Genomic DNA, 22,624 nt, shown 5'->3' on the forward strand with positions numbered 1-22,624 from the left:
ACGTCGAAATCGGCACGCCGCCAAATCCTCTGCGGAGGATTTGCGACCAAAGTTTCGATGACACTTTGGCGGCTCAGGTCAGCCCCTCGCAGAACGTGATGATCCGGGTGCAGGCCTCGCGGAGCGCTTCGTTCGATGTGGCGTAGCTCACGCGGAAGTTGGGCGACAGGCCGAAGGCCGCGCCGAAGACGACCGCGACGCCGGTTTCCTCCAGCAACGCGGTGGCGAAAGCCTCGTCATCGGTGATCGCCGCGCCGCCCGCACTCGTCTTGCCGATGCAGCCCGCGATGGAGGGATAGACGTAGAACGCCCCTTCGGGCGTGGGGCAGGTGATGCCGGGGGCGCGGTTCAGCATCTCGACGACCAGATCGCGGCGGGTGACGAAGAGATCGTTGTTCGGGGCCAGGAAATCTTGTGTGCCCTCCAGCGCCTCCACCGCCGCCCACTGGCTGACCGAACAGGGGTTCGACGTGGACTGCGACTGCACCTTGCGCATCGCCCGGATCAGGACCTCCGGCCCGGCGGCATAACCGATCCGCCAGCCGGTCATGGCATAGGCCTTGGACACGCCGTTCACCGTCAGCGTGCGGTCATACAGCTGCGGTTCGACCTGTGCGGGGGTACAGAACTTGAAATCGCCGTAGGCGAGATGTTCGTACATATCGTCCGTCATCACCCAAACATGGGGATGACGCAGCAGAACGTCGGTCAGGGCTTTCAACTCGTCCCAGCTATACCCCGCGCCGGTGGGGTTGGAGGGCGAGTTGAAAAGAAACCACTTCGTGTTCGGCGTGATCGCCGCCTCGAGCTGATCTGCGGTGATCTTGTAGCCCTGTTCCATCACCCCTTCGACGAACACAGGCACACCACCGCCCAGGAGCACCATATCGGGGTAGCTGACCCAATAGGGGGCGGGGATCACGACCTCGTCGCCGGGGTTCAGCGTCGCCATGAAGGCATTGTAGAGCACCTGTTTGCCGCCGGTGCCGACGGTGACTTGTGCAGGAGAGTAATCCAGATCGTTGTCGCGTTTGAACTTGGCGCAGACGGCCTGCTTGAGCTCCGGTATTCCGTCGACAGCGGTGTATTTCGTCTTGCCCTCGGCAATCGCCTGAACAGCCGCATCCTTGATGTTCTGCGGTGTGTCGAAATCCGGCTCGCCCGCGCCGAGCGCGATCACGTCATGCCCGGCTGCCTTCATCTCCTGCGCCTTTGTGGTCACGGCGATCGTGGGCGACGGCTTTACGCGGTCGAGTGTCGCAGACAAGAAGGTCATCGGGCGCTCCTGTGGTCAAAACCTGTCTCGCATGTCATAGGGTGCCCTCTGGCCCTGACGCAAGCGACAAGGATATCAAGATGACCGACGAGACGAACTGGTACAGCGAAGACAACGCAACCCTAGGCGACAGGCTGTCCGCAGCCCGCGAGGCCGCCGGGCTGTCGCAGGAGGAACTGTCCCGCAGGCTGGGCGTGAAGACGGACATTCTGATGGCCTGGGAAAACGACCGCAAGGAGCCGCGCGCGAACCGCCTGAGCATTCTTGCGGGGCTTCTGGGCGTCAGCCTGCGCTGGCTGCTGACGGGTGTGGGGCGTGGCCCCGATCTGGAGGAAGAGAGCACGGAACTTGCGCCCGACATGGCAGAGATGCTGCAGGAACTGCGCGATCTGCGCGCCGGGATCGCGCGGTCCGGCGTGAAACTCGGGCAGTTGGAAAAGCGCCTGCGACAGGCCATCAGGACGCAGTGATGGAGCCGCGCGAGACTCGTATCAAGCGGCTTTACATGCGGTCGATCAGGCGGGGTATCAAGGAAATGGACCTGATCCTGAAAGCCTATGCCGAGGCACATCTGGCTGCGCTGGATGATTCCGGCCTCGACCTTTACGATACGCTTCTGGCCGAGAACGACCACGATATCTATGGCTGGATCATCGGGCAGGCACCGACGCCGCCGCGCTACGGTGCCATGATGCAGGATATTCGCGCCATCGCGCAGGGGCTGACGCGCCCCGCCTGACATCCCTTCGGCCCGCTTGCGGAAATCCGGTGTTCCATTAACCGAAAATTCTTTCTTGCACGCCATTTTCCGTCTCCAGAAAAGGATGGAGACACGGATGAGCATTCACAAAGCGTTGACCGAGGATGTGCCGGTCGTGCCGCATTCGACGGCGTTCATGGCCAGCTACCTTGACGGGCTGACGCTGGTGGAACGGCTGCACCGGTTGCTGCTCGACGTGATCAAGGACGAATTCGAGCGGGTCGGCGTGCAGGAGATTTCGCCGGTGCAGGGGCTGTTGCTGTTCAATGTCGGCACGAACGAGGTCACCGCCGGGGAGCTGAAAACCCGCGGCTATTATCAAGGGTCCAACGTCAGCTACAACCTCAAGAAACTAGTCGACAACGGCTACATGCACCACCAGCGCAGCGAGATCGACCGCCGGTCGGTGCGCGTCCGCCTGACGGAAAAGGGCCGCCAGATCAGGCTGATCGTGGCAAAACTTTTCGCGACCCACGCAAACGGCCTGACGGAAGGTGGCGTGCTGGACCAGCGCGGTATCGACGATATCAACACGGCCTTGCGGCGGGTCGAACGCTATTGGACAGAGCAGATACGCTATATCTACTGACCCCGGATCGTCGTCGCACCGGCGTCGCTTAGGGCAAGGCTCGTCAGTTCGCGTAGCAACTTGCGCTCCATCGCGGCAGCGAAATCCTGATAGCCGAGTGCCGCCTCCACAAACGCATCCGGTCCCCTGATCACACGCGTGTGGTAGTAGGATGATAACTCCTTGATCTCGGCCTGTCTGCGGTCGTGAGCTCCGGCGCTGGTCGCGATGACAAGGCCGTTCACGACCACGCCCGCCGGACCCATATCCGGTGTGATGTCCTGTGGCCTTGGTCCTGTATTGGTCTCGCCGTCGCCCGCAAGGTCCAGGGTGCGCCGCCAGCAATCGGGACGGTCCGCCAGCAGATCGAACCCGAAGATCATTGCGGACCCGATGGCTGTCGTCGGATCGGCCTCGACACGCCGGGCCGCGCGCAAGGCAGCGGTCGCCTCCGCCAGCGCGGGCTGCGTGTCGAGGGTGGTCCAGTCGAGGATCAGGCGTTGGTCCCGTGGCCCGCTCCATTCGTAAACAGCGATCGCGACCGGTGCGCCGCCATTGGCGAACAGGACCTGTTGCACCGCATCGCTCTCCAGTGCTGCGGCAAGCCCGTCATGCTGGAGCCGATATTCCTGCGCGTCGACAGAGCTTGAAACATCGAGTCCCAAGGCAAGCGCATGTCGACAGGCCCCCTGTGCCGGCCCGGCGCAAAGCAGCGCCAAAAGACCGACCAACCTCATCATCCCTGATGCGGGCGCGGGGCCGGTGCTGCCTTGCCGATGGCCTGCGCCAGCAATTCCCGCAGCAGCTTGCGCCGCATCGCATCCTCGAAATCCGTAAAGGAACTCGCGATCTCCAGAAACGCACCGGCCCCGCGAATGACCTCATCCCGGTAGAAGGGAATCAGCCCATCGGCCCCGGCAAAGCTGCCCGCGTCGATCACAAGGCCGTTGACCACGATGCCGTCAAAGGGAAAGGCAGCATAGGCCTCGGCCGGGCCGAACCCGTGATTGTTCTTGCCGTCGCCCGCCATGTCGATGGTGCGATAGGTGCACTGCGGCACCTCGCGCATTTTCGTTGCCGCAAAACCAAGGGCATAGCCCATGGCGGTCGGAAAATCCCGCGCACTGCGTTCGGTTTCGGCCACGCGTGCGGCGATCCGGTACAGGTCTTCAGCATTTGCGACAGGCTGCCAGTCCACGACCACGCGCTGGTTGTACTGACCGCTCCATTCGAAAATCATCAGATGCACGGGATCCGGCGAGATCAGGAAGGCGTCGCGTACATCCGGATCGAGCAACGCCCGGGCAAGACCCCCCCGCTGGAGCGCGTATTCGTCGTCATCGACCGAGTTGGACACATCCATGCCAAGCGCGAGGGCGAGCCGACACGCATCGGCTGCCCCCGCAAGATGCACCGCAAGCATCGCCAGAAGCGGCAGGAGCCGCACGCGCGTTACCAGTGGCCCGTGTTTTCCATGCTGGCCCAGGGTTCGGTCTTCGGCAGATCGTCACCCTTCTGCAGCAGTTCGATCGACACGTTGTCGGGCGAACGGACAAAGGCCATATGCCCGTCGCGGGGCGGCCGGTTGATCGTCACGCCGTTGTCCATCAGTTTCTGGCATAGCGCATAGATATCGTCGGTCCGATAGGCGAGATGCCCGAAATGGCGGCTGTCGTCCGGCAACCCGTCGTCGCCGTCCCAGTTATAGGTCAGTTCGATCGGGCAATCCTCGTCACCGGGGGCCGCTATGAAGACGAGCGTGAACCGGCCACCCTCGTTGTCGAAGCGCTTGGTCTCTTTCAGGCCCAGCAATTCGTAGAACGCCATTGATTTTTCTAGGTCTTTGACCCGGACCATCGTGTGCAGATATTTCAGTGTCATGTCCTGTCCTTTCACATGCTGCTTCGCAACCTAGGGCGCGCGAGCAGGCGGGCCAAGAGACGACGTCAGAACGATGACTGCAGATCGAACCCCAGACGGGTATATTCCCGGTCGAACAGGTCGATGGTCGACTCCTGCCGCGTCGCCTCCAGCGTGATGACGGGCTGGAAACCGAAATACTCGACCTGCGTGACGACGGCGCGCAGACGGGCGGTCGCTGATTGGTCGACCCGTTCGTTGAAACCGACGTCGAAACGCGAATCGTCATAACGGCGATCCTCGAGTTCCAGCCCGAAACCGAGGTTCAGACCGAAGATCGGCTCGGCCAGCGAATAGTCACCCGAGATTCGCAACGATGTGTAATCCGAGTCCAGCGTTTCGGAGTCGCTTTCACGCACGCCCAGGCTGAACTGCGCACTGTCGCCCCAGGCAAAGGCGTGTGTCCAGGTTCCGGTCACGCCGAAACTGTTGATTGGGGCCTGATCCTGCAATCCGATGGTGCGCTGCAGCGTGACGCCCACGTTCACCCTGTCGTTCGGCCCGAACGCAAAGTCCTGCGACCCGGTCAGTGTCGCGGAACGGGTATAGGGGTCGCCGGCATACCAGGTTTGCCCGACCTGAAAGCTGAGCGAGGTCGGCAAATCGCCGGGCCGCCCGATAAAGCGATGGGTCACTCCGAACGACAGCGTGCCGTCGGCATAGTCGGACCCTTCCGCATCGGGGGCTTGGTCGCGGGCGTCTTCGCTCAGCCGGTAGGTCCGGTAATTGAGGTTGGCGGTCAGGAACGTCGCGCTCGTATCGGTCACGTTCAGCCGGTAGGCGGTGTTCACGCCACCGCTGATCTCGAAACCCGACAGGGCACGGGCGTCCCCGCTGAGTTCGGCAGGTGCATTCGGGTCGCGACCGAAAAAGGTATTGAGTGCCTGCAGCAACTCCGTCGGCTGGGTTGTCCGGCTTGCGCTCCCGTTGTTGACGTTGCTGGTTGGCGTCACGCCGAAGCGCAGGCTGGTCGACCACGGATTGCGGTTGCGCAGGAACTGGTAATCCTCCGCGACGGCATTCGCGGCCTCTGCATTCGGCGAATATTGCCGGGCCAGCCGCAGCCAGATCTGTGCGCGTGTGTCGTTGCCCTGTTGGGCATGGGCGAGCGCCACGAGCCGCGCCGCGGCAAAGGTCGGCTCGCGACCTTCTGCCGCAAAGAATGCGCGCCGCGCCTGGCTAACAGCTGTCGGATAATCCTGCAGTACAATGGCCGTCTCGGCCCGCAGGATCAGCGATGCGACATCGCCGGGATTGCGTGTAAGCAGCGCATCCGCCCCCTGCGCGGCAGCGGCGGCGTTACCGTCGCGCAGCGCCTGCACGGAAATTGCAAAAAGGTCGTTGGGTGTAATCTGAATATTTTGGGCTGTCAGCGGTGTCGCCAACAGCCCGAGTGCGAAAATCGCGCCTTTGGAAAATGTCATTGTGCCCTCAGCGGTAAACGATAAAGCCCCCAGTTTCCTGAGCAGTAACCTCCTGATAGCGCGGATCGAGCGATTCCACCACAAGCACACCGACAATCTCGCCACCGTCGGCGGGATCGGTCGTATCGCCGGACAGCACCGCGTAATAGTTGCCTTCCTCGTAGGTCACGCGCGATCCGGTGTCCGACAGGACCGAGTTGGCGACGCGGCCGCTGAATTCGCCGTTCGGCTGGATATCGGTGCCGCCGACGGTGATCGAGAAGGGCAGGCGCGGCAGGATCAGCCCGCCTTCTCCACCCAGTGCGACCGGGGAGCCGTCGATGTTGAACGCCTGCCGGTTCGTCACCGCGCCACGCACGGCGTTGTTGTCGTTGAAGTCGCGGAAGTCGATGGCGATTTCCATGTCGCCCTGCGTCAGTTCCATCCCGCTTCGGCCCGAGAACACGCGCACGCCTGCATAATCGCCGGTGAAGATGGCCTGACCGGTCGATGGGAGCACCACGTTTCCGTTACGCTCGTAAAGGTAGCCGCCGAACCCGAAACCCGTGAAATCGCCGGTGCGGACAATCGCGAAAGAGGTCCGCGGCTCACCGCTGTCGAGGCTGTTGTTGCTCACCCCGTAGATGGCGCGGAAGGGGCGCACCTGGTCGATGGCGTTGCCGGTCAGGAAGTCGGGCGCGACGACATCCGCCTCGTAAACCTGGAAAGAGGCCAGCTGCGAGATCGGGTCGCCGCGCGAATAGGTGTTTTCACCGTCGAATCCGAGCCCGTCGACGATGAACGTATCGTTGGTCGCGTTGTACTGCACGGCAGATACGCGACCGTTGGTCGTGCTGTCGCCTGCCGCTTCCGCGCGGATGATGTCGCCCCGCGCGATCAGATCCTGGCTTTGCGGTGGGCGCACGGTGCCGGTGTTGAGCGAATCCGTGGCGCCGGTGTTTCCGTCGGGGTTGTTGCCACCCGCGGCGTCCGCGGTGCTGCCGCCGGTCGTGCCGCCGTTGGTTCCACCATCGGTGCCGCCGCCGCCATTGTCGCCGGTCGTGCCGCCGTTGCCGGTCTCGTCGAAGGTGAACGGCTGACCGTCGCCGCACGCGGCCAGTGACAGGATGAGAAGAAGCGGAGCAGACATTCGGATCATGACGGGGCCTGTACAATTATCTGTTGGTTTGTTTTGCCGGATCATCCTTAACGTGTCGCGGGGAGTCAATGTGCCACAGGTTCCAAACGCACCATATTTTACGCGATATCGAGGTTTTTAGATCACAACCCTCAAGATATAGTAAACGACGACTCGCATGCCCAAAGGAGAAAACGATGCCGATCACCGCCGACCAACAGGCCGAAATCGACGCGCTGCGCGGCAATCCGCAGCCGACCCTGCGGGCGGTTTCCCCGGGTATGGAGGAGCACCTCTACCGCGCCTATGACGTTCTGGATCATGGATTTATCCGGGTCATCGACTACATGGGCGACGATGCCGCGATCTGTCAGGCGGCGCGCGTGTCTTACGGCAAGGGTACCAAATCCGTGCAGAACGATGCCGGGCTGATCCGCTACTTGATGCGGCACTGGCATTCCACACCCTTCGAGATGTGCGAAATAAAACTGCACGTGAAGCTGCCGGTTTTTGTTGCACGGCAGTGGATTCGTCATCGGACGGCAAACGTGAACGAATATTCCGCCCGGTATTCGATTCTCGATCGTGAGTTCTACATCCCCGAACCCTCCCATCTGGCGGCGCAATCGGTCGTCAACAATCAGGGGAGGGGAGAGGCGTTAACGGAAGCTGAATCCGCCCGCGTGCTGGAGATCCTCAAGGGCGACGCCGCGCGCGCCTATGATCACTACGAGGAGATGATCACCGACACCTCCGATCAGGAGGGCGGCAAGCAGGGCCTGGCCCGCGAACTGGCCCGTATGAACCTGCCCGCCAACATCTACACGCAGTGGTACTGGAAGGTGGACCTGCATAACCTTTTCCACTTTCTGCGCCTGCGCGCGGACGCCCACGCCCAATACGAAATCCGCGTCTATGCCGACGCGATCTGCAAGGTCGTCGCCGACTGGGTCCCAGCCGCCTACGCGGCGTTCGAGGACTACCGCATGGGCGGCGCGGTGCTGTCGGCCAAGGGCCTGGAGTGCCTGCGGAGGATGCTGAAAGGCGAGACGGTCACGCAGGAAACGAGCGGGATGAGCAAGGGGGAATGGCGGGAGTTTGAGGAGATTGTTAACACCTAGGATCGAAATTACCTACAATGATCTCATTTGGCGAAATGTCGCCAAAAGCCCCAAGCCACTCATCTTCAAGCTCATCAAAAGCTGGTTGACTTGTTATCGTAGTTAGTTGATTGCCCCGACCCCATACACTGTCAAGATTTATTTCTCTTACAATTTCATACATGGGACTGTTTGCAAGGCGATAGTAACGATATTCGGCAGCGTCACCATCTATGAGTTCATGTACGTGTTTCGTCTCGTCTTCGCCATAAGAGAATCCGTACAGATACTTTATATGCGAGCTTATTCGAAAATGTTGGTGCATCGTAGAAGCACCGTCTAGCCCAATTGTGCTGCATTCTATTCCGAAATAACCTCCTCTATTGCCGACGTTTCCATCAAAGCCGCATGGCAAGAAATAGCTGTCAGTTAGCACCGAATAGATGCTAGCAAATGTTCCGGTCCCTGCTTCAAGCGCGCTGGTCTCATACTGGCCTTCTGGAATGCCATTTCTGCCAATTGTCAGCGAAAAAGCAGATACTTGGCCATCGCTATATTGGAGAGACAATTTCTCTTCTCCAGAGCTATAAATCGCCATTCCACAGGATGAAGTAGTTGGCACTCCAAATTCTTGACGTATAAATTCTTCAGACATTCCGAGAGAGACTCTTTGAACAATATTTTTCTCTGTTGCGTCGCTTCGGTTCTCGTTCCCTAATATACATTCTTGATAAATTCTATAAGCCACAATACGTTCAACTTCGGGGAATAGACTGAGAAACTCCAAAGCGCCAATCTCTACCTCTGCGGAACCCTGAGTTTGATCACCATCAAAAATCGTTTCTAATGAACCCTCCAAATCAGCATCAACACTGATACCGGCACCCAGCGCACAAATCATCACTCGTTCAAATGCGGCGCTTGTGTCCTGTGCCATACAGGGTGAGGCAGCCAATGAGAGCGCAAATGTAAGTCCTAGTTTTCCAAGATCAACCATCTCCCCTTCCGACCCCCGCAAATACTGTTAGCGCACCAATTACCGCACCTAACGTTGTCTTGAAGCCATCTGCAGCTATTGGAACGATAGCATCTCTGGCGGTGGGGCCGAGAAATTCACCGACTATGAACATCGCGCAGCAGATCAGTAGCAATATCAAAAAAAAGAATACTATATGCCGTTGCGACTTTCTCAAAATCTCTACTCCGAGCTAAGAACTTTTATGATCTTGCACGATTCTTCAAGAAATTCTAGGAGGAGGTCCAAATTAACTTTGTGTTGATGGTTGTCTAGGCATTAATGTGAATTAAAATTGAGCGTAACGCCAAGAAAGTCTCCATCATAGCAATTGATGCCCGATACGGGTCAAATGATTGATAAAAAACGAAAAATCTTATTTTCAGACAAGGTTATCGACGCCGTTAGTTGATAGAAATATTCCCCGCCATCTTCCGGCCATCACGCCCGTCGATCAGGTCGTAGGTCACCTTCTCGTCATCGGCGAGGCCGGTCAGGCCGGATTGTTCCACCGCGGAGATATGCACGAAGACATCCGCGCCCCCCTCATCGGGTGCTATGAAGCCGAAGCCTTTGGACGTGTTGAACCATTTGACTGTGCCGGTGGGCATGGGAATTCTCCGTTTCGTGTCGTGCAAACCGCTGGTCTGCACCTAGTTTTAGTGCGATCTTCGAAAAGACAAACGATGCGGGCGGCGGATGGTTCCACACGCGCGCTGTGCTGAAAGAAGAGGCGATATGCGGTTTTTCGGTCTGAAAACATGCGATACGTGCCGCAAGGCGCTGAAATCTCTGCGCGCGGCGGGCCACGATCCGGAGGTGATCGACGTGCGCGCCGACGGGCTGGGGGCGGAGGATATCGCGGCCATTGCGACACGGTTCCCCGACCGCGCGATCAACCGCGCGTCGACCACATGGCGCGGGCTGTCGGATGCGGAAAAGGCGCAGGATGCGGCGACGCTGCTCGCCGCACACCCCACGCTGATGAAACGCCCGGTGATCGCGGATGGTCAGTGGACGATTGGCTGGGACAAGCAGGCGCAGGCCGTCTGGCTGGACGGCTGACCACGCCTAGCGCAAATCGGGCGGCGTCGCCTCGACCTTCAAATCCGCCACGACCTGATCGAGCGGCACCACCTGCGTCTGCTTTTCGCCCAGCCTGCGCAGGTTCACCGTCCGGTCCTCGACCTCGCGCGCGCCGATGGCCAGGATCGCGGGCACCTTGCCGTGGGAATGTTCGCGGACCTTGTAGTTGATCTTTTCGTTGCGCGTGTCCGCCTCGGCCCGGATGCCCGCCTTTTTCAGCGCGGTCACGACCTCGTTAACGTAGTCATCGGCGTCCGAAATGATCGAGGCCACGACGACCTGCCGCGGTGCCAGCCAGAACGGCAGTTTGCCTGCGTGTTCCTCGATCAGGATACCGATGAACCGCTCAAACGACCCCAGCGTCGCGCGGTGCAGCATGACCGGACGGTGCTTGTTGCCGTCCTCGCCCACGTAATCGGCATCGAGCCTGTCCGGCAGGACGAAATCCACCTGATGCGTGCCGCACTGCCAGTCGCGACCGATCGCGTCGGTCAGCACAAACTCCAGCTTGGGGCCATAGAACGCGCCCTCGCCGGGGTTCATCTCGGGTTCGATTCCCGCTGCGCGCGTGGCCGACAACAGGGCGGCCTCGGCCTTGTCCCACGTCTCGTCCGTGCCGGCCCGCTTTTCCGGGCGGTCGGAGAATTTCACCTTGAACTCCGTAAAGCCAAGGTCGCGGTACATCGACGATAGAAAGTCGATATAGACCGCCGTCTCGCTTTCGATCTGATCCTCGCGGCAGAAGATATGCCCGTCATCCTGCGTGAACCCGCGCACCCGCATGATCCCGTGCAGCGCGCCCGAAGGCTCGTAGCGCGCGCAGGACCCGAACTCTGCCATCCGCAGCGGCAGGTCGCGATAGGATTTCAGGCCCTGATTGAAAATCTGCACGTGGCACGGGCAGTTCATCGGTTTCAGCGCATTGACCCGCGTGTGCTTGGGGTCGTTCACGCGCTCGTCGAAATTCTGCGCGTTGTCGCCATCCTCGGTGCGGCTCTCGTCCACTTCGACGATGAACATGCTTTCCTGAAACTTCTCCCAGTGGCCCGATTTCTCCCACAGCTTGTGGTCGACGACCTGCGGGGTGTTGACCTCCACATAGCCGCCCGCGCGTTGCTTGCGGCGCACGAAATCCTGCAGTTCGGTGTAGATCGTCCAGCCGTTGGGGTGCCAGAACACCTGACCGGGGGCTTCTTCCTGCATGTGGAACAGGTCCATCTCGCGACCCAGCTTGCGGTGATCGCGTTTGGCGGCTTCTTCCAGCCGGTGCAGGTGGGCCTTCAGCCCTTCCTTGTTCGTGAAGGCGGCACCGTAGATGCGTTGCAGCATGGGCCGGTCGCTGTCGCCGCGCCAATAGGCCCCGGCGATGTTCATCAGCTTGAAGGCGTCACCCGGCACCTGGCCGGTGTTCTGCAGATGCGGCCCACGGCACAGATCCTGCCAGTCGCCGTGCCAATACATGCGCAGCGGCTCGTCACCGGGAATCGCCTCGATCAACTCCAATTTGTAAGGCTCGCCCTTATCCTGGTAATGCTGGATCGCGCGGTCGCGGTCCCAGATTTCCGTGCGGACTTCGTCGCGCTTGTTGATGATCTCTTTCATCTTCTTTTCGATCAGCGCGAGGTCCTCGGGCACGAACGGCTCCTTGCGGTCGAAGTCGTAGTACCAGCCATCCTTGATCACCGGCCCGATGGTCACTTGCACGTCCGGCCAGATCTCCTGGACCGCGCGCGCCATGATGTGCGCAAGGTCGTGGCGCACCAGTTCGAGCGCCGGTTCCTCGTCCTTCATCGTGTTGATGGCGATGCTGCTGTCGGCATCGATCGGCCACTGCAGGTCCCAGTGCTGTCCGTTCACGTTGGCGCTGATCGCTTTCTTGCGCAGGCTGCTGGAAATATCGGAAGCGACATCGGCGGCGGTGATACCGGCGTCGTACTGGCGTGCGTTGCCGTCGGGAAATGTCAGGGAAATCTGGGCCATCTGCAGGCTCCTCGTCGGTTTGGCGCCCACGGAACGCCCGGTTGCAAGTTATGTGCAGGTCTTCTGGGCGAGGGTGCGGCAGGTGTCAAGCGCACTGCCGCTATATCAGGGGCGCTCCGGTTTGCGTTGACCTGCGCCCGACCGTCGCTACGGTGGCGCTACATTTTCAGGAAGGACTACAAAATGAACGTTTCGATAAAGTATCTCTCACTCCCCGCCATCCTTGCCCTCGCGGCCTGCGGCGGGTCCAGCACCAGCAACGGCAATGCGGCGTTCGATGATCTGCGTGCCATCGGTGAACGTGTCTCGGACACGACCGAAATGCTCAACGATACGCCGGAGGCAAATATTCCTACGACAGGAAGCGTCACCTATTCCGGTATCGCGGTCGCTGTAGAATACGCGGCAGGAGCAAATTTGGAGGCCGACCCCACACCGACTTTCGCGGCGCTTGGTGAGTCGACGGTGACGGCCAATTTCGCGACCGATACGGTGTCGGGGACAGCCGACAACTTTTTCGAAATCGACGTGGCCGGTATCAATGTCGAAAACGAAGATGTGGCGGAACAACTGCTCGCGCGGTCGGCGACCGCAATCGACGGGTCCTTCATCTTTGATCCGGTGCTTGGCGTTGTGGTCGGAGAACTCGTCAAAGTTTCGGGCGAAACCGCGCAATACGACCTTGGAATTGTCGGCTCGGAATTGCTGGGCCCCAATGCAGACGCGCTTACGTCCGTCAGCGTCGGAGAATCCCGCGCAACCGGACGTGAAACTGTTGTCGGCGGTCTCTTCACCGAAGGTCTGCGCGACTGATACCGCTTTGCGGGCCGGTACGATGGCCCGGCCCGCAAATGCTACAGCCCCGACGGGTTCCCGGTCGGAATTTACCTGTCGTTAACCAACTTCTCCGTATCGTCAGGTGCCTGACCGGCAATAGAGGACACACGATGGCAGCATGGAAATTCCCGACCACCTGCGGCATCGCTGTTTGTTGCGCATTGTCTGCCTGCGGTGGCACCAGTACGCCGATGGATATCGAGGATGATTCCGATCCGACGCGGCTCACCTCCTTTCAGGATGGCATCGGCCGCATCGCGGACATCGGTATCCTGGCCGACACGGCACCCCCGACACAGGCCGGCGCGTTTCTGCCCGGCAGCGTCGACTATCTCGGTGTTCTGATCGTCAACACGGATGATGCCGAGGCCGTCGCGGGAACGCTGGACCTCTCTCTGGATATCGACGCGGGCGGTACCGCGACCGGACGGGCAAGGGATTTCGTGGGCGAGGGCGGCGCATCCTACGATGGCCAACTGACGATCGTCGAAGGTGCCGTCACCACCGTCGGCCCGCCCGCGCTGCTGGCGCGTCTGACCGGCGATCTGCAGGCGACGGGTACCGCGCGATCCTACGATGTGTCGATGGTCGGCGGCTTTCGCGGCCTGTCGGGTCAATTCCTCGATGCAGGCGTCAACGGACAGGTGTCGCTGGCGGGTGTGACGACGGAAGTCTTCGGTCAGGCCGTGGCCGCACAGACCCCGTAACCGAGAGCCTGCATCTTGCGGTGACCCCACGGCTGTGATGCAGTCGCGTGATGAGCAAGACACCCGAGATACCCGCCAAGGCCGTTTTCGACGCCGTGGTCGACACCACTTCCGCCGATGACACGATGTCAGAGACAGCACAAGCGGCCGAGCCCCGCAATTTCCTGCGCCACGCCGTCAGCCTGACCCTGTCCAAGATCGCCGACGGGCTGGTCGACCCCAAACTGGTGCTCAGCTGGTTGCTGACGCATCTGTCGGCGGGCGCGCTCTGGGGTGGTCTGCTGGTGCCGGTGCGCGAAGCGGGTGCCCTGCTGCCCCAGTTGCTGACCGCCGCGCCGATCCACCGGATGCGGCAACGCAAATGGGCCTGGGCAGGCGGAGCCATCGTCGAGGGGATTTGCGTCGCCGCCATCGCGCTGGCGGCCCTCACGATGCAGGGCGCGGCAGCGGGTACGACGATCGTGGCGCTGCTCGCCGTGCTGGCGCTGGCGCGCTCGGTCTGTTCGGTCAGCTACAAGGACGTGCTCGGCAAAACCGTCGGGCGCAAGCGCCGCGGAACCGTGACCGGCCTGGCAAGCTCGGTCTCGGCAGCGGCGGTGATTGTGTTCGCGGCGGTCTTGTTGACCGGCGTCCTCCCGCGATTTGACCTCGTGGTCGGCGCGCTCGTGCTGGCGGCACTGTGCTGGATCGGCGCAGGGCTGCTTTTCGCCACGCTGGACGAGGTGCAAGAGCGCGGCGAAAGCGAGGCTGGTGCGGGGCTGTCCCAATTGCGGCTGCTGCGCGACCGGCCGCAACTGGCCCGCTTCATCGCGGCCCGCGCCTGCCTCGTCGGCACGGCACTCGCCCCGCCCTATCTCGTCATGCTCACGGGGGCCGATGCCGAGGGCCTCGATCAGCTGGGGCTTCTGGTTCTGGCCTCCTCGCTGGCCGCGTTGGTTTCCTCTTTCGTCTGGGGACGGCTGTCGGACACCTCGTCGCGCCGGGTCCTGATCTATGCGGGTCTCGCCGGGGCAGCGTCGCTTTGTGCGGCACTTGCGGTCGCGGCGTTTGACCTTGCCGGCATGACGTGGGTGATGCCCGTCGTCCTCTTCGGCCTGATGATTGCCTACCACGGCGTCCGGCAGGGCCGCTCGACCCACCTCGTCGATATGGCGGGCGCGGACGACCGGGCCGCCTACACCGCCGTGTCCAACACCGTGGTTGGTCTGTTCATTATCGGCGGTGGGGCAGGTTTTGCCCTAGTCGCCGCATGGTCCGTGCCGCTTGCCATCGGTGCGATGGCGGTGTTGTGTCTGGTCGGCGCATATCTGGCGTGGGAATTGGACGAGGTGCAACAATCATGACCGACAAGACCGATATGACACCCACTTTCATGACGCCGCAGGGGCGGCGGCTCGCCTATCATCTGACCGATGGAACAGGCCCGGCGGTCGTATTTCTGGGCGGCTTCAAATCCGACATGCAGGGCACGAAGGCGGTGCATCTGGAACGCTGGGCAAAGGAACGCGGGCAGGCGTTTCTGCGCTTCGACTATTCCGGGCACGGGGAAAGCGATGGGGCGTTCACCGACGGCACCATCGGTGACTGGTTCGAGGACGCGGCGGCGATCATCGACCTTCTGTCCGGCCCGCTGATCCTCGTGGGTTCCAGCATGGGCGGCTGGATTTCCCTGCTGCTGGCCCGCGACCAGCCGGAGCGGATCGCCGGTCTCGTCACTATCGCCGCAGCCCCCGATTTCACCGAAGACAGCATGTGGGCGGGCTTCGACGCAGCCCAGCGGCAGCAACTGGAAAACGAGGGGCAAGTGGCGTTGCCGTCCGATTACGGCGATCCCTATATCATCACCCGTCGGCTGATCACGGAAGGCTGGGACAGGCTGGTCCTGCGCCACCCATTACCGCTGCCATTTCCTGTGCGGTTCCTGCAAGGCACGGCGGATGCGGATGTCGACATGAGCGTCGCGCTGCGCCTGCTCGACCATGCCGATAGCCCGGACATGCGCCTGACGCTGGTGGACGGTGCCGACCACCGGTTCTCCGACGATACCTGCCTGAGCCTCATCACCGACAGCATTCTGGACGTGATGGTCCGCTGACAACGCCACGTCACGCTTTGTGCATTGATCGTGCGGCCCTAGGGTCGCGCGACATTGGCCTTGGGAGGGGACGGAAATGGCGCTGACGACGGCACAAAAGGCGGGCTGGGGGCTGGCCGACATGGGGATCGTGGTCTTCGTGGTGATCAAGCAACTGCTGATTCTCGCGTTTCTGACATCCGTGCTGGGCGTGCCGGTGGGTATTGCGGGTCTGGTCACGACCGCGGTGCTGGTGTTCGACATGGTCACCGATCCGCTGATCGGCTATTTCAGCGACCGCACGCACAGCCGCTGGGGCCGTCGCGCGCCTTGGATGGCGGTGGGCGCGGTCGTCATGGCGGGGGCCGTCGTGGCGCTCTTCGCCGTGCCGCAGGACATGGCCCAGATCGGGCTGCTGATCTGGGTCACCGGCTTCTTCATCCTCGCCACCATCGGCTTCACCATGATCGCCATACCCTACGGCGCGCAGGCGGGCGAGATCACGCAGGACCCGCAGGAACGTTCTGCCATGACCGGCTGGCGCATGGCCTTCGCGAGCGTCGGCATCCTCGTCGGCGGTGCGCTGATCCCGGGGCTGGCGCAGGGTATGGGCTATGCCAAGGCCGCCCTTGCCGTGACGCCGCTGATCGTCGGTGCGGTCTGGCTGTCGCTTTATGCCACGCGCAACGCGCCGCGGATCGCCACGCCCGCGCCAGTCGGGTTCGGGGCGATGTTCGGGCTGGTGCTGGCGAACCGCCCATTTGTGGTGCTGACCGTGCTTTATGGCGTCATGACATTGGCCATCGCGCTGATCACGGCAGGTCTGCCCTTCGCGGCGATCTACCTGATCGTGGATAGTGGCGAAACGGCCTTGTCAGGTGCCGCGCGCGCCTTGACCACGCTCAGCCTTATGTTCGCGGCCTTTGTCGTCGGCTCGATCCTGTCGCAGGCGATCTGGGTCCTCTTGTCCAACCGGCTGGGAAAGGTGGCCGCACTTGTGCTGGGCCTGTGCCTTTACGCGGTGCTACTCTACGGCCTCTACCGTGCGCTGCCCTCCGTCGATGTGACCCTGCTGGCCGGGCTTTTCGTGTTGGCGGGGATGACCAACGGCGCCTACCAGCAGATCCCATGGGCGATCTACCCCGACCTGATGGACATCACACGCCGCGAGACCGGCATCGCCATCGAGGGCGCGTTTTCCGCGCTCTGGCTCTTCGGTCAGAAGCTCGCCAACGCGCTGGCCCCGGCGCTGCTTGGACTGATCCTGAGCCAGGCCGGGTGGCGCGAAAGCCGTGGCGAGGTCATCGCACAGACCGATACCGCGCTGGCGACCCTGCAATCCACGATCACGCTGGTCCCCGCTGGAATTCTGCTTTTCTCCGCATTAGGTCTGATAGGCCTCTATCAACCCATGGTGCGCCGCCTGAATGCCTGACCTGACTACACTCGACGACGATTTGCGCGCGGCAGAAGCAAAGGTGCCGCGCCTGCGCCCCGGCTGCGAGAAACAGATCGTCTGGGCCGGTGACCGCGCCCGGACGGATATATCGGTCGTGTTCCTGCACGGGTTTTCCGCCTCCTGTGGCGAGTTGCGCCCCTTGCCTGATCGTGTCGCCGATGAACTTGGCGCCAATCTCTTTTTCACACGCCTGACCGGGCATGGTCAGGATGGCGATGCAATGGCGCAGGCCCGGTTCGCCGACTGGCGCGCGGATGTGGAAGAGGCGCTGGACATCGGCGCGGCGCTGGGCCGCGAGACGCTGGTGATCGGATGTTCCACCGGCTGCACGCTCGCGGCGCTTGCCTTGGTCGACGGCGCTAAAATGAAAGGGCTGGTGCAGGTGTCCCCGAACTACGGGCTGGCCCACCGCGCGGCACAGGCTTTGCTCGACGCGCCCTATTCGCGCCATTGGGGGCATCTGCTCGCCGGGCCGACTCGCCGCTTTGACGTTATCAGTCCTGAGCACGCGCAATACTGGACGACCACCTATCCCAGCATCGCCGCCCACCCGATGGGCGAGGCCGTGCGTGCCGCCCGCGCGGCACCACTGGAAAAGATTACGACGCCGACTCTGCTGGCCGTGAACGAAAACGATCAGGTCGTCGACGCCAAGGCGATCAAAAAGACAATGGCGCGCTGGGGCGGCCCGGTGAGCCATGTCCCGCTGATCCAGACACCCGACGACGACCCCATGGGGCACATCATGGCCGGTGACATCTTCAGCCCCGGCCAGACCGGCCCGCTGGTTCGGCGGATTGTCGACTGGGTCGCCACAATCTGACGGGTGGGCCTTGCGGGTGGCGCGGGGCAGGGCCTAGAAGGGCCCAAACCCGCCCGCCTGTGGTATCGCGGCGGGCAAGCAAGGCAAACCCGCATGACCCGCGAAACCCTGATCCTCATTCCGCCCATTCTGTGCGATGCCCGGGTCTTTGCACCCCAGATCGCGGCGATTTCCGCGCAGCATTCCGTGCAGTTCGTGGCCACCCGGCATGGCGAGCGGATCGAGGAGATTGCATCGGCGGTCTTGGATGATGCGCCACCCAAATTCGCGTTGGCCGGGATGGGCATGGGCGGCATGATCGCCATGGAACTGTTCCGCCGCGCCCCCCAGCGGATCCTGCGCATCGCGCTGATCGCGACCAACCCGCAGGCGGATACACCCGATGTGTCAGCCAACCGCGAACCGCTGGTCATCGCCGCGCGGGCCGGGCGGATGAACGACGTGATCAGTCACGAACTGGCCCCGGACAAACTTGGCCCATGCGCCAACCGGGGCGAGGTCGCGGCGCTGGTGCAGGACATGGCGCATGGGCTGGGGCCGACCGCCTACGTCAAGCAGGCGCGCGCCCTCCAGCGCAGGCGCGATCAGCAGGATATCCTGCGCAAGATCAAGGTGCCCGCACTGGTGATGTGCGGCGAACACGACGTCATGAACACCGTGCGCCGCCACGAATTCATGGCCGGGATGATCCCCTACGCCACGCTTGAAATCCTGCCCGACGCGGCCCACCTGCCCACGCTGGAACGCCCCGACCGCAGCACTGCGATCCTGCAAAGCTGGATGGCGGAACCCTTCGTCCTGCGCTAGCGCGCCAGGTCAGACGGCGACGTCTTCCAACCCGTCGGGAATATCGCCTTCTTTTTTCGAAGACACAGCCCTGAGCTTGGGCTTTGCGGCCGACTTGGCGGTGTCGCTGTTGGCGTCGATGAACTCCAGCACCAGCGGGCGGATGTTCTTACGCCAGCTGCCGCCCGCGAAAATGCCATAGTGACCGGCACCCGGCTCAAGATGTGCCGCCTTCTTGCTGTCGGGCAGACCGGTCAACAGGTCGAGCGCGGCAAGGCACTGACCCGGCGCGGAAATGTCGTCTTTCTCGCCCTCCACGATCTTCACCGCAACGGTGGTGATCTTGCCGATATCGACCTTGTGGCCGTCGACGGTGAAATCATTGCGCGCAATATCGCGGTCCTTGAAGACACGTTCGACCGTCGACAGGTAGAACTCCGCCGGCATGTCCATCACGGCCAGATATTCGTCGTAGAATGCATTGTGCTTGTCGTGCTCGGACGCCTCGCCCTTGGCGGTGCGGATGATCTGGTCACGGAAGGCATTGGCGTGCGTCTCGCCGTTCATCGAAATGAAGGACGCAAGCTGCAAAAGCCCGGGGTAGACCATGCGCCCGACGCCGTCGTATTTGAAGCCCACGCGCTGGATCATCGTCTGTTCCAGCTGGCCCATCGTCACCCTACGGCCAAAATCGGTCACATCCGTCGCCGCGGCGTCCGGGTCGATCGGGCCGCCGATCAACGTCAACGTCTTGGGCTGCGCGTCGGGGTCCTCTTCGGCCAGATAGGCGGTGGCGGCCAGCGTCAGCGGCGCGGGCTGGCAGACTGCGATCACATGCAGATCACTCCCCAGTTCGCGCATGAAATCGACCAGATAGCGGGTGTAGTCCTCGACGTCGAATTTGCCCGCGCTGACCGGAATGTCGCGCGCATTGTGCCAGTCGGTGATGAAGACGTCGCAGTCGGGCAGCAGGCTGATCACGGTCTTGCGCAGCAGCGTGGCATAGTGTCCCGACATCGGCGCCACCAGAAGCACCCGGCGCTTGGATGGATCGCGGCCGGGGATGGTGAAATGGATCAGATCGCCGAATGGCCGCTCGATCACGGTTTCGATGACGACGGGATAGTCGCGCCCCGTCGCCCCCTTGACGGGCGGGATGTTCCAATCCGGTTTCACCACCATCCGGCTGAACGTGCGCTCTGTCACTTCGCCCCAGGCTTTCAGCCAGTCGATCGCAGGGTTGGTGGTCATCGACATGACAGGATAGGACGCAAAGGCACGTGCGGTGGCACCCAGCCACTGGTTGGTGTTCCGCATACCTTCCATCATGTCGTACGTCATCATATACTTCATCCGAACACACTCCTGCGTCTGCGCGTTGTCACCTGACAAATGCTGCAGGTGCACGGTAGGGGGCATAGATAGCCATGACAACCGATGATTCAATCTCCGCCACAACATCTGGTCAGAATGTGACCAAACTAGAGGAAAATCTGGCCCGTATCGAGGAACTGACCCAACGCCTGCTGGCGGCGATGGCGCAGAAAAAGCAGGTTCCGCCGTCCTTGCAGGGCCCGTCGCCCGATCTTTATGCAACGGCAGCATCGGCCTACATGACCGAAATGATGAAAAACCCCGGCAAGATCATCGAGCATCAGCTGGGATTCTGGAGCAAATCGGTCAAACATTTCGTCGAGGCGCAGCACGCGCTGGCGCAGGGCAATCTGACGCCCCCCGCCGACGACACCCCAAAGGATCGCCGGTTCAGCCACGAAATGTGGGAAACGAACCCCTATTTCAACTACATCAAACAGCAGTATCTGATGAACGCAGAGGCGGTGCAGACCGCCATCGCCGACATCGACACGATGGATGCAGGTGAAAAGCGGCGGCTGGAATTCTTCGGCCAGCAGATAGTCGATATGTTCAGCCCGGCCAATTTCCTCGCCACCAATCCCGAGGCGCTGACACTCGCGGCCGAGACCGAAGGTGAAAGCCTCGTGCGCGGCCTTGAGAACATGATCGCGGACCTTGAGGCGAACGACGGCGAACTGGTCGTCACGTTGGCCGACAAGACTGCTTTCGAGGTCGGCAAAAACCTTGGCACCACCCCGGGTGAGGTCGTCTATCGCAACCATATGTACGAGTTGATCCAGTACGCGCCCACGACGGACAAGGTGCATGAAATCCCGCTGGTGATTTTCCCGCCCTGGATCAACAAGTTCTATATCCTCGACCTGAAACCGCAGAACAGCCTGATCAAATGGGCCGTCGATCAGGGCTATACCGTGTTCATCGTGTCCTGGGTGAACCCCACACCGGCCTATCGCGATACCGCGATGACGGATTACGTCGAGGACGGCTTCCTGGACGCCATAGGGCAGGTCAAGGACATCTGCGGCGTCAAGAAGATCAACGCCGTGGGCTACTGCATCGCAGGCACCACCCTGTCGATCACGCTGGCGTTGATGGCGCAGCGCAAAGACAAGTCCGTCAACGCTGCCACTTTCTTCACCACGCTCACCGATTTTTCCGACCGCGGAGAGGTCGGCGTGTTCCTCGATGACGATTTCGTCGACGGGATCGAGGCAGAGGTGAAGGACGCAGGCATCCTGTCGTCGTTCTATATGTCGCGCACCTTCAGTTTCCTGCGCTCGCGCGACCTGATCTATGGCCCTGCGATCAACAGCTACATGCTGGGCAAGACGCCGCCCGCCTTCGATCTCCTTTACTGGAACGGCGACGGGACGAACCTGCCTGCAAAAATGTCCGTCGAATACCTGCGCGGGCTGTGTCAGGGCGACCAGCTTGCGACGACCGGTTTTCCCATCGCCGACACGACCGTCAAACTGTCAGAGGTCAAGGTCCCGGTCTGCGCCATCGCCTGCGAGACCGACCACATCGCCGCGTGGAAAAGCAGCTATCGCGGCATTCAGCAGATGGGATCGAAGGACAAGACGTTCATCCTGTCTGAAAGCGGTCACATCGCGGGCATCGTCAATCCGCCGACCAAGAACAAATACGGCCACTATACGAATGCGGATATGGACCTGCCGCCGGAAGACTGGCAGACCGCCGCCGACCGGCATGACGGATCGTGGTGGCCGCGCTGGGACAAATGGCTGTCGAAGAAATCCGGTAAGAAAGTCGCCGCGCGCACCCCCGGCAGCACGAGCCATCCGCCACTGGCACCCGCACCCGGCAAATACGTGAAAGGGCAGGGGCCGGACTGATCCGCCGCTAGGGCGTGCGCGTAAAACGCAACACGCCCGCATATTCCGGCGCGTCCGGGTCGTCGTTCGGATGGCGCTGCCCCTCGTGAACCCAGACTTCCGCGAAATCGAACGGGCTCACGCCGTCGAGACAGGCGGCATTGACGCCGATTTCATCCGGGTTCGACCGACGGCGGTGATGGGTGTAGATACCGCAGGTCGAGCAAAAGTAATGCTCGGCTGTCATTGTATTGAACTGATAGAGCGTCAGCGCCGCAGCACCTTGGGTAATGTGAAACTGATCACGCGGGGCGGTAAATGCAACAGCACCGCGCATCGCGCAAAAGGAGCAGGTGCAGCGCCGGGGTGCGTCCAATCCACCTGTCAGGATTGTCTCGAATCGGACCGCACCGCAGTGGCATTGCCCCGTGTGTCTTACGTCCGGCATCGTCATCCTCCCGTTATGTCGCCGGGCCATAA

At 61.7% G+C, this 22,624-nt stretch carries 24 protein-coding genes; 13 read left to right on the forward strand and 11 right to left on the reverse strand.

Features of this window, described 5'->3' with window-relative positions; translation table 11 throughout:
* Positions 1-73: 73 nt before the first annotated feature.
* Positions 74-1,276 carry a pyridoxal phosphate-dependent aminotransferase gene (locus AC04PH_RS06135; protein ID WP_483064858.1) on the reverse strand — a complete coding sequence of 401 codons (1,203 nt, stop codon included), beginning with the start codon at positions 1,274-1,276 and terminating at the stop codon, positions 74-76.
* An 80-nt stretch (positions 1,277-1,356) separates the two neighbouring features.
* Here AC04PH_RS06135 and AC04PH_RS06140 point away from each other — a divergent pair, with 80 nt between their 5' ends.
* From AC04PH_RS06140 to AC04PH_RS06150, 3 genes are all read left to right on the forward strand, one after another.
* Positions 1,357-1,746, forward strand: a complete 390-nt coding sequence (locus AC04PH_RS06140) for a helix-turn-helix domain-containing protein (RefSeq protein ID WP_483064859.1) — start codon at positions 1,357-1,359, stop codon at positions 1,744-1,746.
* Positions 1,746-2,015 (forward strand): FAD assembly factor SdhE, encoded by a 270-nt coding sequence (locus tag AC04PH_RS06145; protein ID WP_483064860.1) that lies wholly within the window; start codon positions 1,746-1,748, stop codon positions 2,013-2,015. Before AC04PH_RS06140 ends, AC04PH_RS06145 begins: the two co-directional genes overlap by 1 nt.
* A 97-nt stretch (positions 2,016-2,112) precedes the next feature.
* The gene (locus AC04PH_RS06150; protein ID WP_483064861.1) at positions 2,113-2,625 is read left to right on the forward strand and encodes a MarR family winged helix-turn-helix transcriptional regulator; all 513 of its coding nucleotides are present in this window, start codon (positions 2,113-2,115) and stop codon (positions 2,623-2,625) included.
* On the opposite strand, the gene AC04PH_RS06155 is transcribed toward AC04PH_RS06150, so the two are convergent.
* The 5 genes from AC04PH_RS06155 to AC04PH_RS06175 form a co-directional block, all read right to left on the reverse strand.
* The gene (locus tag AC04PH_RS06155) at positions 2,619-3,344 is read right to left on the reverse strand and encodes a DUF1194 domain-containing protein (RefSeq protein ID WP_483064862.1); all 726 of its coding nucleotides are present in this window, start codon (positions 3,342-3,344) and stop codon (positions 2,619-2,621) included. The two genes, AC04PH_RS06150 and AC04PH_RS06155, sit on opposite strands and share 7 nt — an antisense overlap.
* Entirely contained in the window at positions 3,341-4,051 is a 711-nt protein-coding gene (locus tag AC04PH_RS06160) for a DUF1194 domain-containing protein (protein ID WP_483064863.1), read from the reverse strand. The genes AC04PH_RS06155 and AC04PH_RS06160 overlap by 4 nt, the downstream gene beginning before the upstream one ends.
* A 5-nt stretch (positions 4,052-4,056) precedes the next feature.
* Complete coding sequence (locus AC04PH_RS06165; RefSeq protein WP_483064864.1) at positions 4,057-4,485, reverse strand: VOC family protein; 429 nt, start codon at positions 4,483-4,485, stop codon at positions 4,057-4,059.
* Between the two features lie 65 nt (positions 4,486-4,550).
* Positions 4,551-5,948, reverse strand: coding sequence for a hypothetical protein (locus AC04PH_RS06170; protein ID WP_483064865.1), 1,398 nt, complete (start codon positions 5,946-5,948; stop codon positions 4,551-4,553).
* A gap of 7 nt (positions 5,949-5,955) precedes the next feature.
* The gene (locus tag AC04PH_RS06175; RefSeq protein WP_483064866.1) at positions 5,956-7,086 is read right to left on the reverse strand and encodes a hypothetical protein; all 1,131 of its coding nucleotides are present in this window, start codon (positions 7,084-7,086) and stop codon (positions 5,956-5,958) included.
* A 176-nt stretch (positions 7,087-7,262) separates the two neighbouring features.
* Between AC04PH_RS06175 and thyX the strand changes: the two genes are divergently transcribed.
* Positions 7,263-8,186 carry an FAD-dependent thymidylate synthase gene (gene thyX / locus AC04PH_RS06180; RefSeq protein WP_483064867.1) on the forward strand — a complete coding sequence of 308 codons (924 nt, stop codon included), beginning with the start codon at positions 7,263-7,265 and terminating at the stop codon, positions 8,184-8,186.
* Here thyX and AC04PH_RS06185 read toward each other — a convergent pair.
* Together AC04PH_RS06185 and AC04PH_RS06190 are read right to left on the reverse strand one after the other, a co-directional pair.
* On the reverse strand, positions 8,176-9,162 hold the full coding sequence (locus AC04PH_RS06185; protein WP_483064868.1) for a hypothetical protein: 987 nt from the start codon (positions 9,160-9,162) through the stop codon (positions 8,176-8,178). The genes thyX and AC04PH_RS06185 overlap by 11 nt on opposite strands.
* Positions 9,163-9,584: 422 nt before the next feature.
* On the reverse strand, positions 9,585-9,791 hold the full coding sequence (locus AC04PH_RS06190) for a cold-shock protein (protein ID WP_483064869.1): 207 nt from the start codon (positions 9,789-9,791) through the stop codon (positions 9,585-9,587).
* A gap of 127 nt (positions 9,792-9,918) precedes the next feature.
* On the opposite strand from AC04PH_RS06190, the gene AC04PH_RS06195 reads away from it, so the two are divergent.
* Positions 9,919-10,245, forward strand: a complete 327-nt coding sequence (locus AC04PH_RS06195) for an arsenate reductase family protein (RefSeq protein ID WP_483064870.1) — start codon at positions 9,919-9,921, stop codon at positions 10,243-10,245.
* A gap of 6 nt (positions 10,246-10,251) precedes the next feature.
* Here AC04PH_RS06195 and thrS read toward each other — a convergent pair whose 3' ends face one another.
* Entirely contained in the window at positions 10,252-12,246 is a 1,995-nt protein-coding gene (gene thrS, locus AC04PH_RS06200) for a threonine--tRNA ligase (protein WP_483064871.1), read from the reverse strand.
* 183 nt (positions 12,247-12,429) lie between these two features.
* Between thrS and AC04PH_RS06205 the strand changes: the two genes are divergently transcribed.
* The 7 genes from AC04PH_RS06205 to AC04PH_RS06235 all read left to right on the forward strand — a co-directional run bounded on the left by AC04PH_RS06205 (position 12,430) and on the right by AC04PH_RS06235 (position 18,953).
* Positions 12,430-13,059, forward strand: coding sequence for a HupA family protein (locus AC04PH_RS06205; RefSeq protein WP_483064872.1), 630 nt, complete (start codon positions 12,430-12,432; stop codon positions 13,057-13,059).
* A gap of 134 nt (positions 13,060-13,193) precedes the next feature.
* Positions 13,194-13,790, forward strand: a complete 597-nt coding sequence (locus AC04PH_RS06210; protein WP_483064873.1) for a hypothetical protein — start codon at positions 13,194-13,196, stop codon at positions 13,788-13,790.
* Between the two features lie 50 nt (positions 13,791-13,840).
* Positions 13,841-15,133 (forward strand): MFS transporter, encoded by a 1,293-nt coding sequence (locus AC04PH_RS06215; RefSeq protein WP_483064874.1) that lies wholly within the window; start codon positions 13,841-13,843, stop codon positions 15,131-15,133.
* On the forward strand, positions 15,130-15,885 hold the full coding sequence (locus AC04PH_RS06220; RefSeq protein WP_483064875.1) for an alpha/beta fold hydrolase: 756 nt from the start codon (positions 15,130-15,132) through the stop codon (positions 15,883-15,885). Before AC04PH_RS06215 ends, AC04PH_RS06220 begins: the two co-directional genes overlap by 4 nt.
* Before the next feature lie 76 nt (positions 15,886-15,961).
* Positions 15,962-17,299: an MFS transporter gene (locus AC04PH_RS06225; protein WP_483064876.1), complete on the forward strand. Its 1,338-nt coding sequence runs from the start codon at positions 15,962-15,964 to the stop codon at positions 17,297-17,299.
* Positions 17,292-18,146 (forward strand): alpha/beta hydrolase, encoded by an 855-nt coding sequence (locus AC04PH_RS06230; protein WP_483064877.1) that lies wholly within the window; start codon positions 17,292-17,294, stop codon positions 18,144-18,146. Before AC04PH_RS06225 ends, AC04PH_RS06230 begins: the two co-directional genes overlap by 8 nt.
* Positions 18,147-18,239: 93 nt before the next feature.
* Positions 18,240-18,953, forward strand: a complete 714-nt coding sequence (locus tag AC04PH_RS06235) for an alpha/beta fold hydrolase (RefSeq protein WP_483064878.1) — start codon at positions 18,240-18,242, stop codon at positions 18,951-18,953.
* Positions 18,954-18,962: 9 nt separating this feature from the next.
* Here AC04PH_RS06235 and phaZ read toward each other — a convergent pair whose 3' ends face one another.
* Entirely contained in the window at positions 18,963-20,285 is a 1,323-nt protein-coding gene (gene phaZ, locus AC04PH_RS06240) for a polyhydroxyalkanoate depolymerase (RefSeq protein ID WP_483064879.1), read from the reverse strand.
* Between the two features lie 74 nt (positions 20,286-20,359).
* Between phaZ and AC04PH_RS06245 the strand changes: the two genes are divergently transcribed.
* On the forward strand, positions 20,360-22,165 hold the full coding sequence (locus tag AC04PH_RS06245) for a PHA/PHB synthase family protein (protein WP_483064880.1): 1,806 nt from the start codon (positions 20,360-20,362) through the stop codon (positions 22,163-22,165).
* 7 nt (positions 22,166-22,172) lie between these two features.
* On the opposite strand, the gene AC04PH_RS06250 is transcribed toward AC04PH_RS06245, so the two are convergent.
* A complete protein-coding gene (locus AC04PH_RS06250) occupies positions 22,173-22,592 on the reverse strand; it encodes a GFA family protein (protein WP_483064881.1) in 420 nt (139 codons plus the stop codon).
* Positions 22,593-22,624: the final 32 nt, after the last annotated feature.

This window comes from Yoonia sp. KMU-150 (assembly GCF_056858355.1).

Excerpts from the sequence above, each read along its gene's own strand:
- AC04PH_RS06135 (WP_483064858.1), bottom strand. The coding sequence starts at position 1,276 with ATGACCTTCTTGTCTGCGACACTCGACCGCGTAAAGCCGTCGCCCACG.
- AC04PH_RS06140 (WP_483064859.1), top strand. The coding sequence starts at position 1,357 with ATGACCGACGAGACGAACTGGTACAGCGAAGACAACGCAACCCTAGGC.
- AC04PH_RS06145 (WP_483064860.1), top strand. The coding sequence starts at position 1,746 with ATGGAGCCGCGCGAGACTCGTATCAAGCGGCTTTACATGCGGTCGATC.
- AC04PH_RS06150 (WP_483064861.1), top strand. The coding sequence starts at position 2,113 with ATGAGCATTCACAAAGCGTTGACCGAGGATGTGCCGGTCGTGCCGCAT.
- AC04PH_RS06155 (WP_483064862.1), bottom strand. The coding sequence starts at position 3,344 with ATGATGAGGTTGGTCGGTCTTTTGGCGCTGCTTTGCGCCGGGCCGGCA.
- AC04PH_RS06165 (WP_483064864.1), bottom strand. The coding sequence starts at position 4,485 with ATGACACTGAAATATCTGCACACGATGGTCCGGGTCAAAGACCTAGAA.
- AC04PH_RS06170 (WP_483064865.1), bottom strand. The coding sequence starts at position 5,948 with ATGACATTTTCCAAAGGCGCGATTTTCGCACTCGGGCTGTTGGCGACA.
- AC04PH_RS06175 (WP_483064866.1), bottom strand. The coding sequence starts at position 7,086 with ATGATCCGAATGTCTGCTCCGCTTCTTCTCATCCTGTCACTGGCCGCG.
- thyX (WP_483064867.1), top strand. The coding sequence starts at position 7,263 with ATGCCGATCACCGCCGACCAACAGGCCGAAATCGACGCGCTGCGCGGC.
- AC04PH_RS06185 (WP_483064868.1), bottom strand. The coding sequence starts at position 9,162 with ATGGTTGATCTTGGAAAACTAGGACTTACATTTGCGCTCTCATTGGCT.
- AC04PH_RS06190 (WP_483064869.1), bottom strand. The coding sequence starts at position 9,791 with ATGCCCACCGGCACAGTCAAATGGTTCAACACGTCCAAAGGCTTCGGC.
- AC04PH_RS06195 (WP_483064870.1), top strand. The coding sequence starts at position 9,919 with ATGCGGTTTTTCGGTCTGAAAACATGCGATACGTGCCGCAAGGCGCTG.
- thrS (WP_483064871.1), bottom strand. The coding sequence starts at position 12,246 with ATGGCCCAGATTTCCCTGACATTTCCCGACGGCAACGCACGCCAGTAC.
- AC04PH_RS06205 (WP_483064872.1), top strand. The coding sequence starts at position 12,430 with ATGAACGTTTCGATAAAGTATCTCTCACTCCCCGCCATCCTTGCCCTC.
- AC04PH_RS06210 (WP_483064873.1), top strand. The coding sequence starts at position 13,194 with ATGGCAGCATGGAAATTCCCGACCACCTGCGGCATCGCTGTTTGTTGC.
- AC04PH_RS06215 (WP_483064874.1), top strand. The coding sequence starts at position 13,841 with ATGAGCAAGACACCCGAGATACCCGCCAAGGCCGTTTTCGACGCCGTG.
- AC04PH_RS06220 (WP_483064875.1), top strand. The coding sequence starts at position 15,130 with ATGACCGACAAGACCGATATGACACCCACTTTCATGACGCCGCAGGGG.
- AC04PH_RS06225 (WP_483064876.1), top strand. The coding sequence starts at position 15,962 with ATGGCGCTGACGACGGCACAAAAGGCGGGCTGGGGGCTGGCCGACATG.
- AC04PH_RS06230 (WP_483064877.1), top strand. The coding sequence starts at position 17,292 with ATGCCTGACCTGACTACACTCGACGACGATTTGCGCGCGGCAGAAGCA.
- AC04PH_RS06235 (WP_483064878.1), top strand. The coding sequence starts at position 18,240 with ATGACCCGCGAAACCCTGATCCTCATTCCGCCCATTCTGTGCGATGCC.
- phaZ (WP_483064879.1), bottom strand. The coding sequence starts at position 20,285 with ATGAAGTATATGATGACGTACGACATGATGGAAGGTATGCGGAACACC.
- AC04PH_RS06245 (WP_483064880.1), top strand. The coding sequence starts at position 20,360 with ATGACAACCGATGATTCAATCTCCGCCACAACATCTGGTCAGAATGTG.
- AC04PH_RS06250 (WP_483064881.1), bottom strand. The coding sequence starts at position 22,592 with ATGCCGGACGTAAGACACACGGGGCAATGCCACTGCGGTGCGGTCCGA.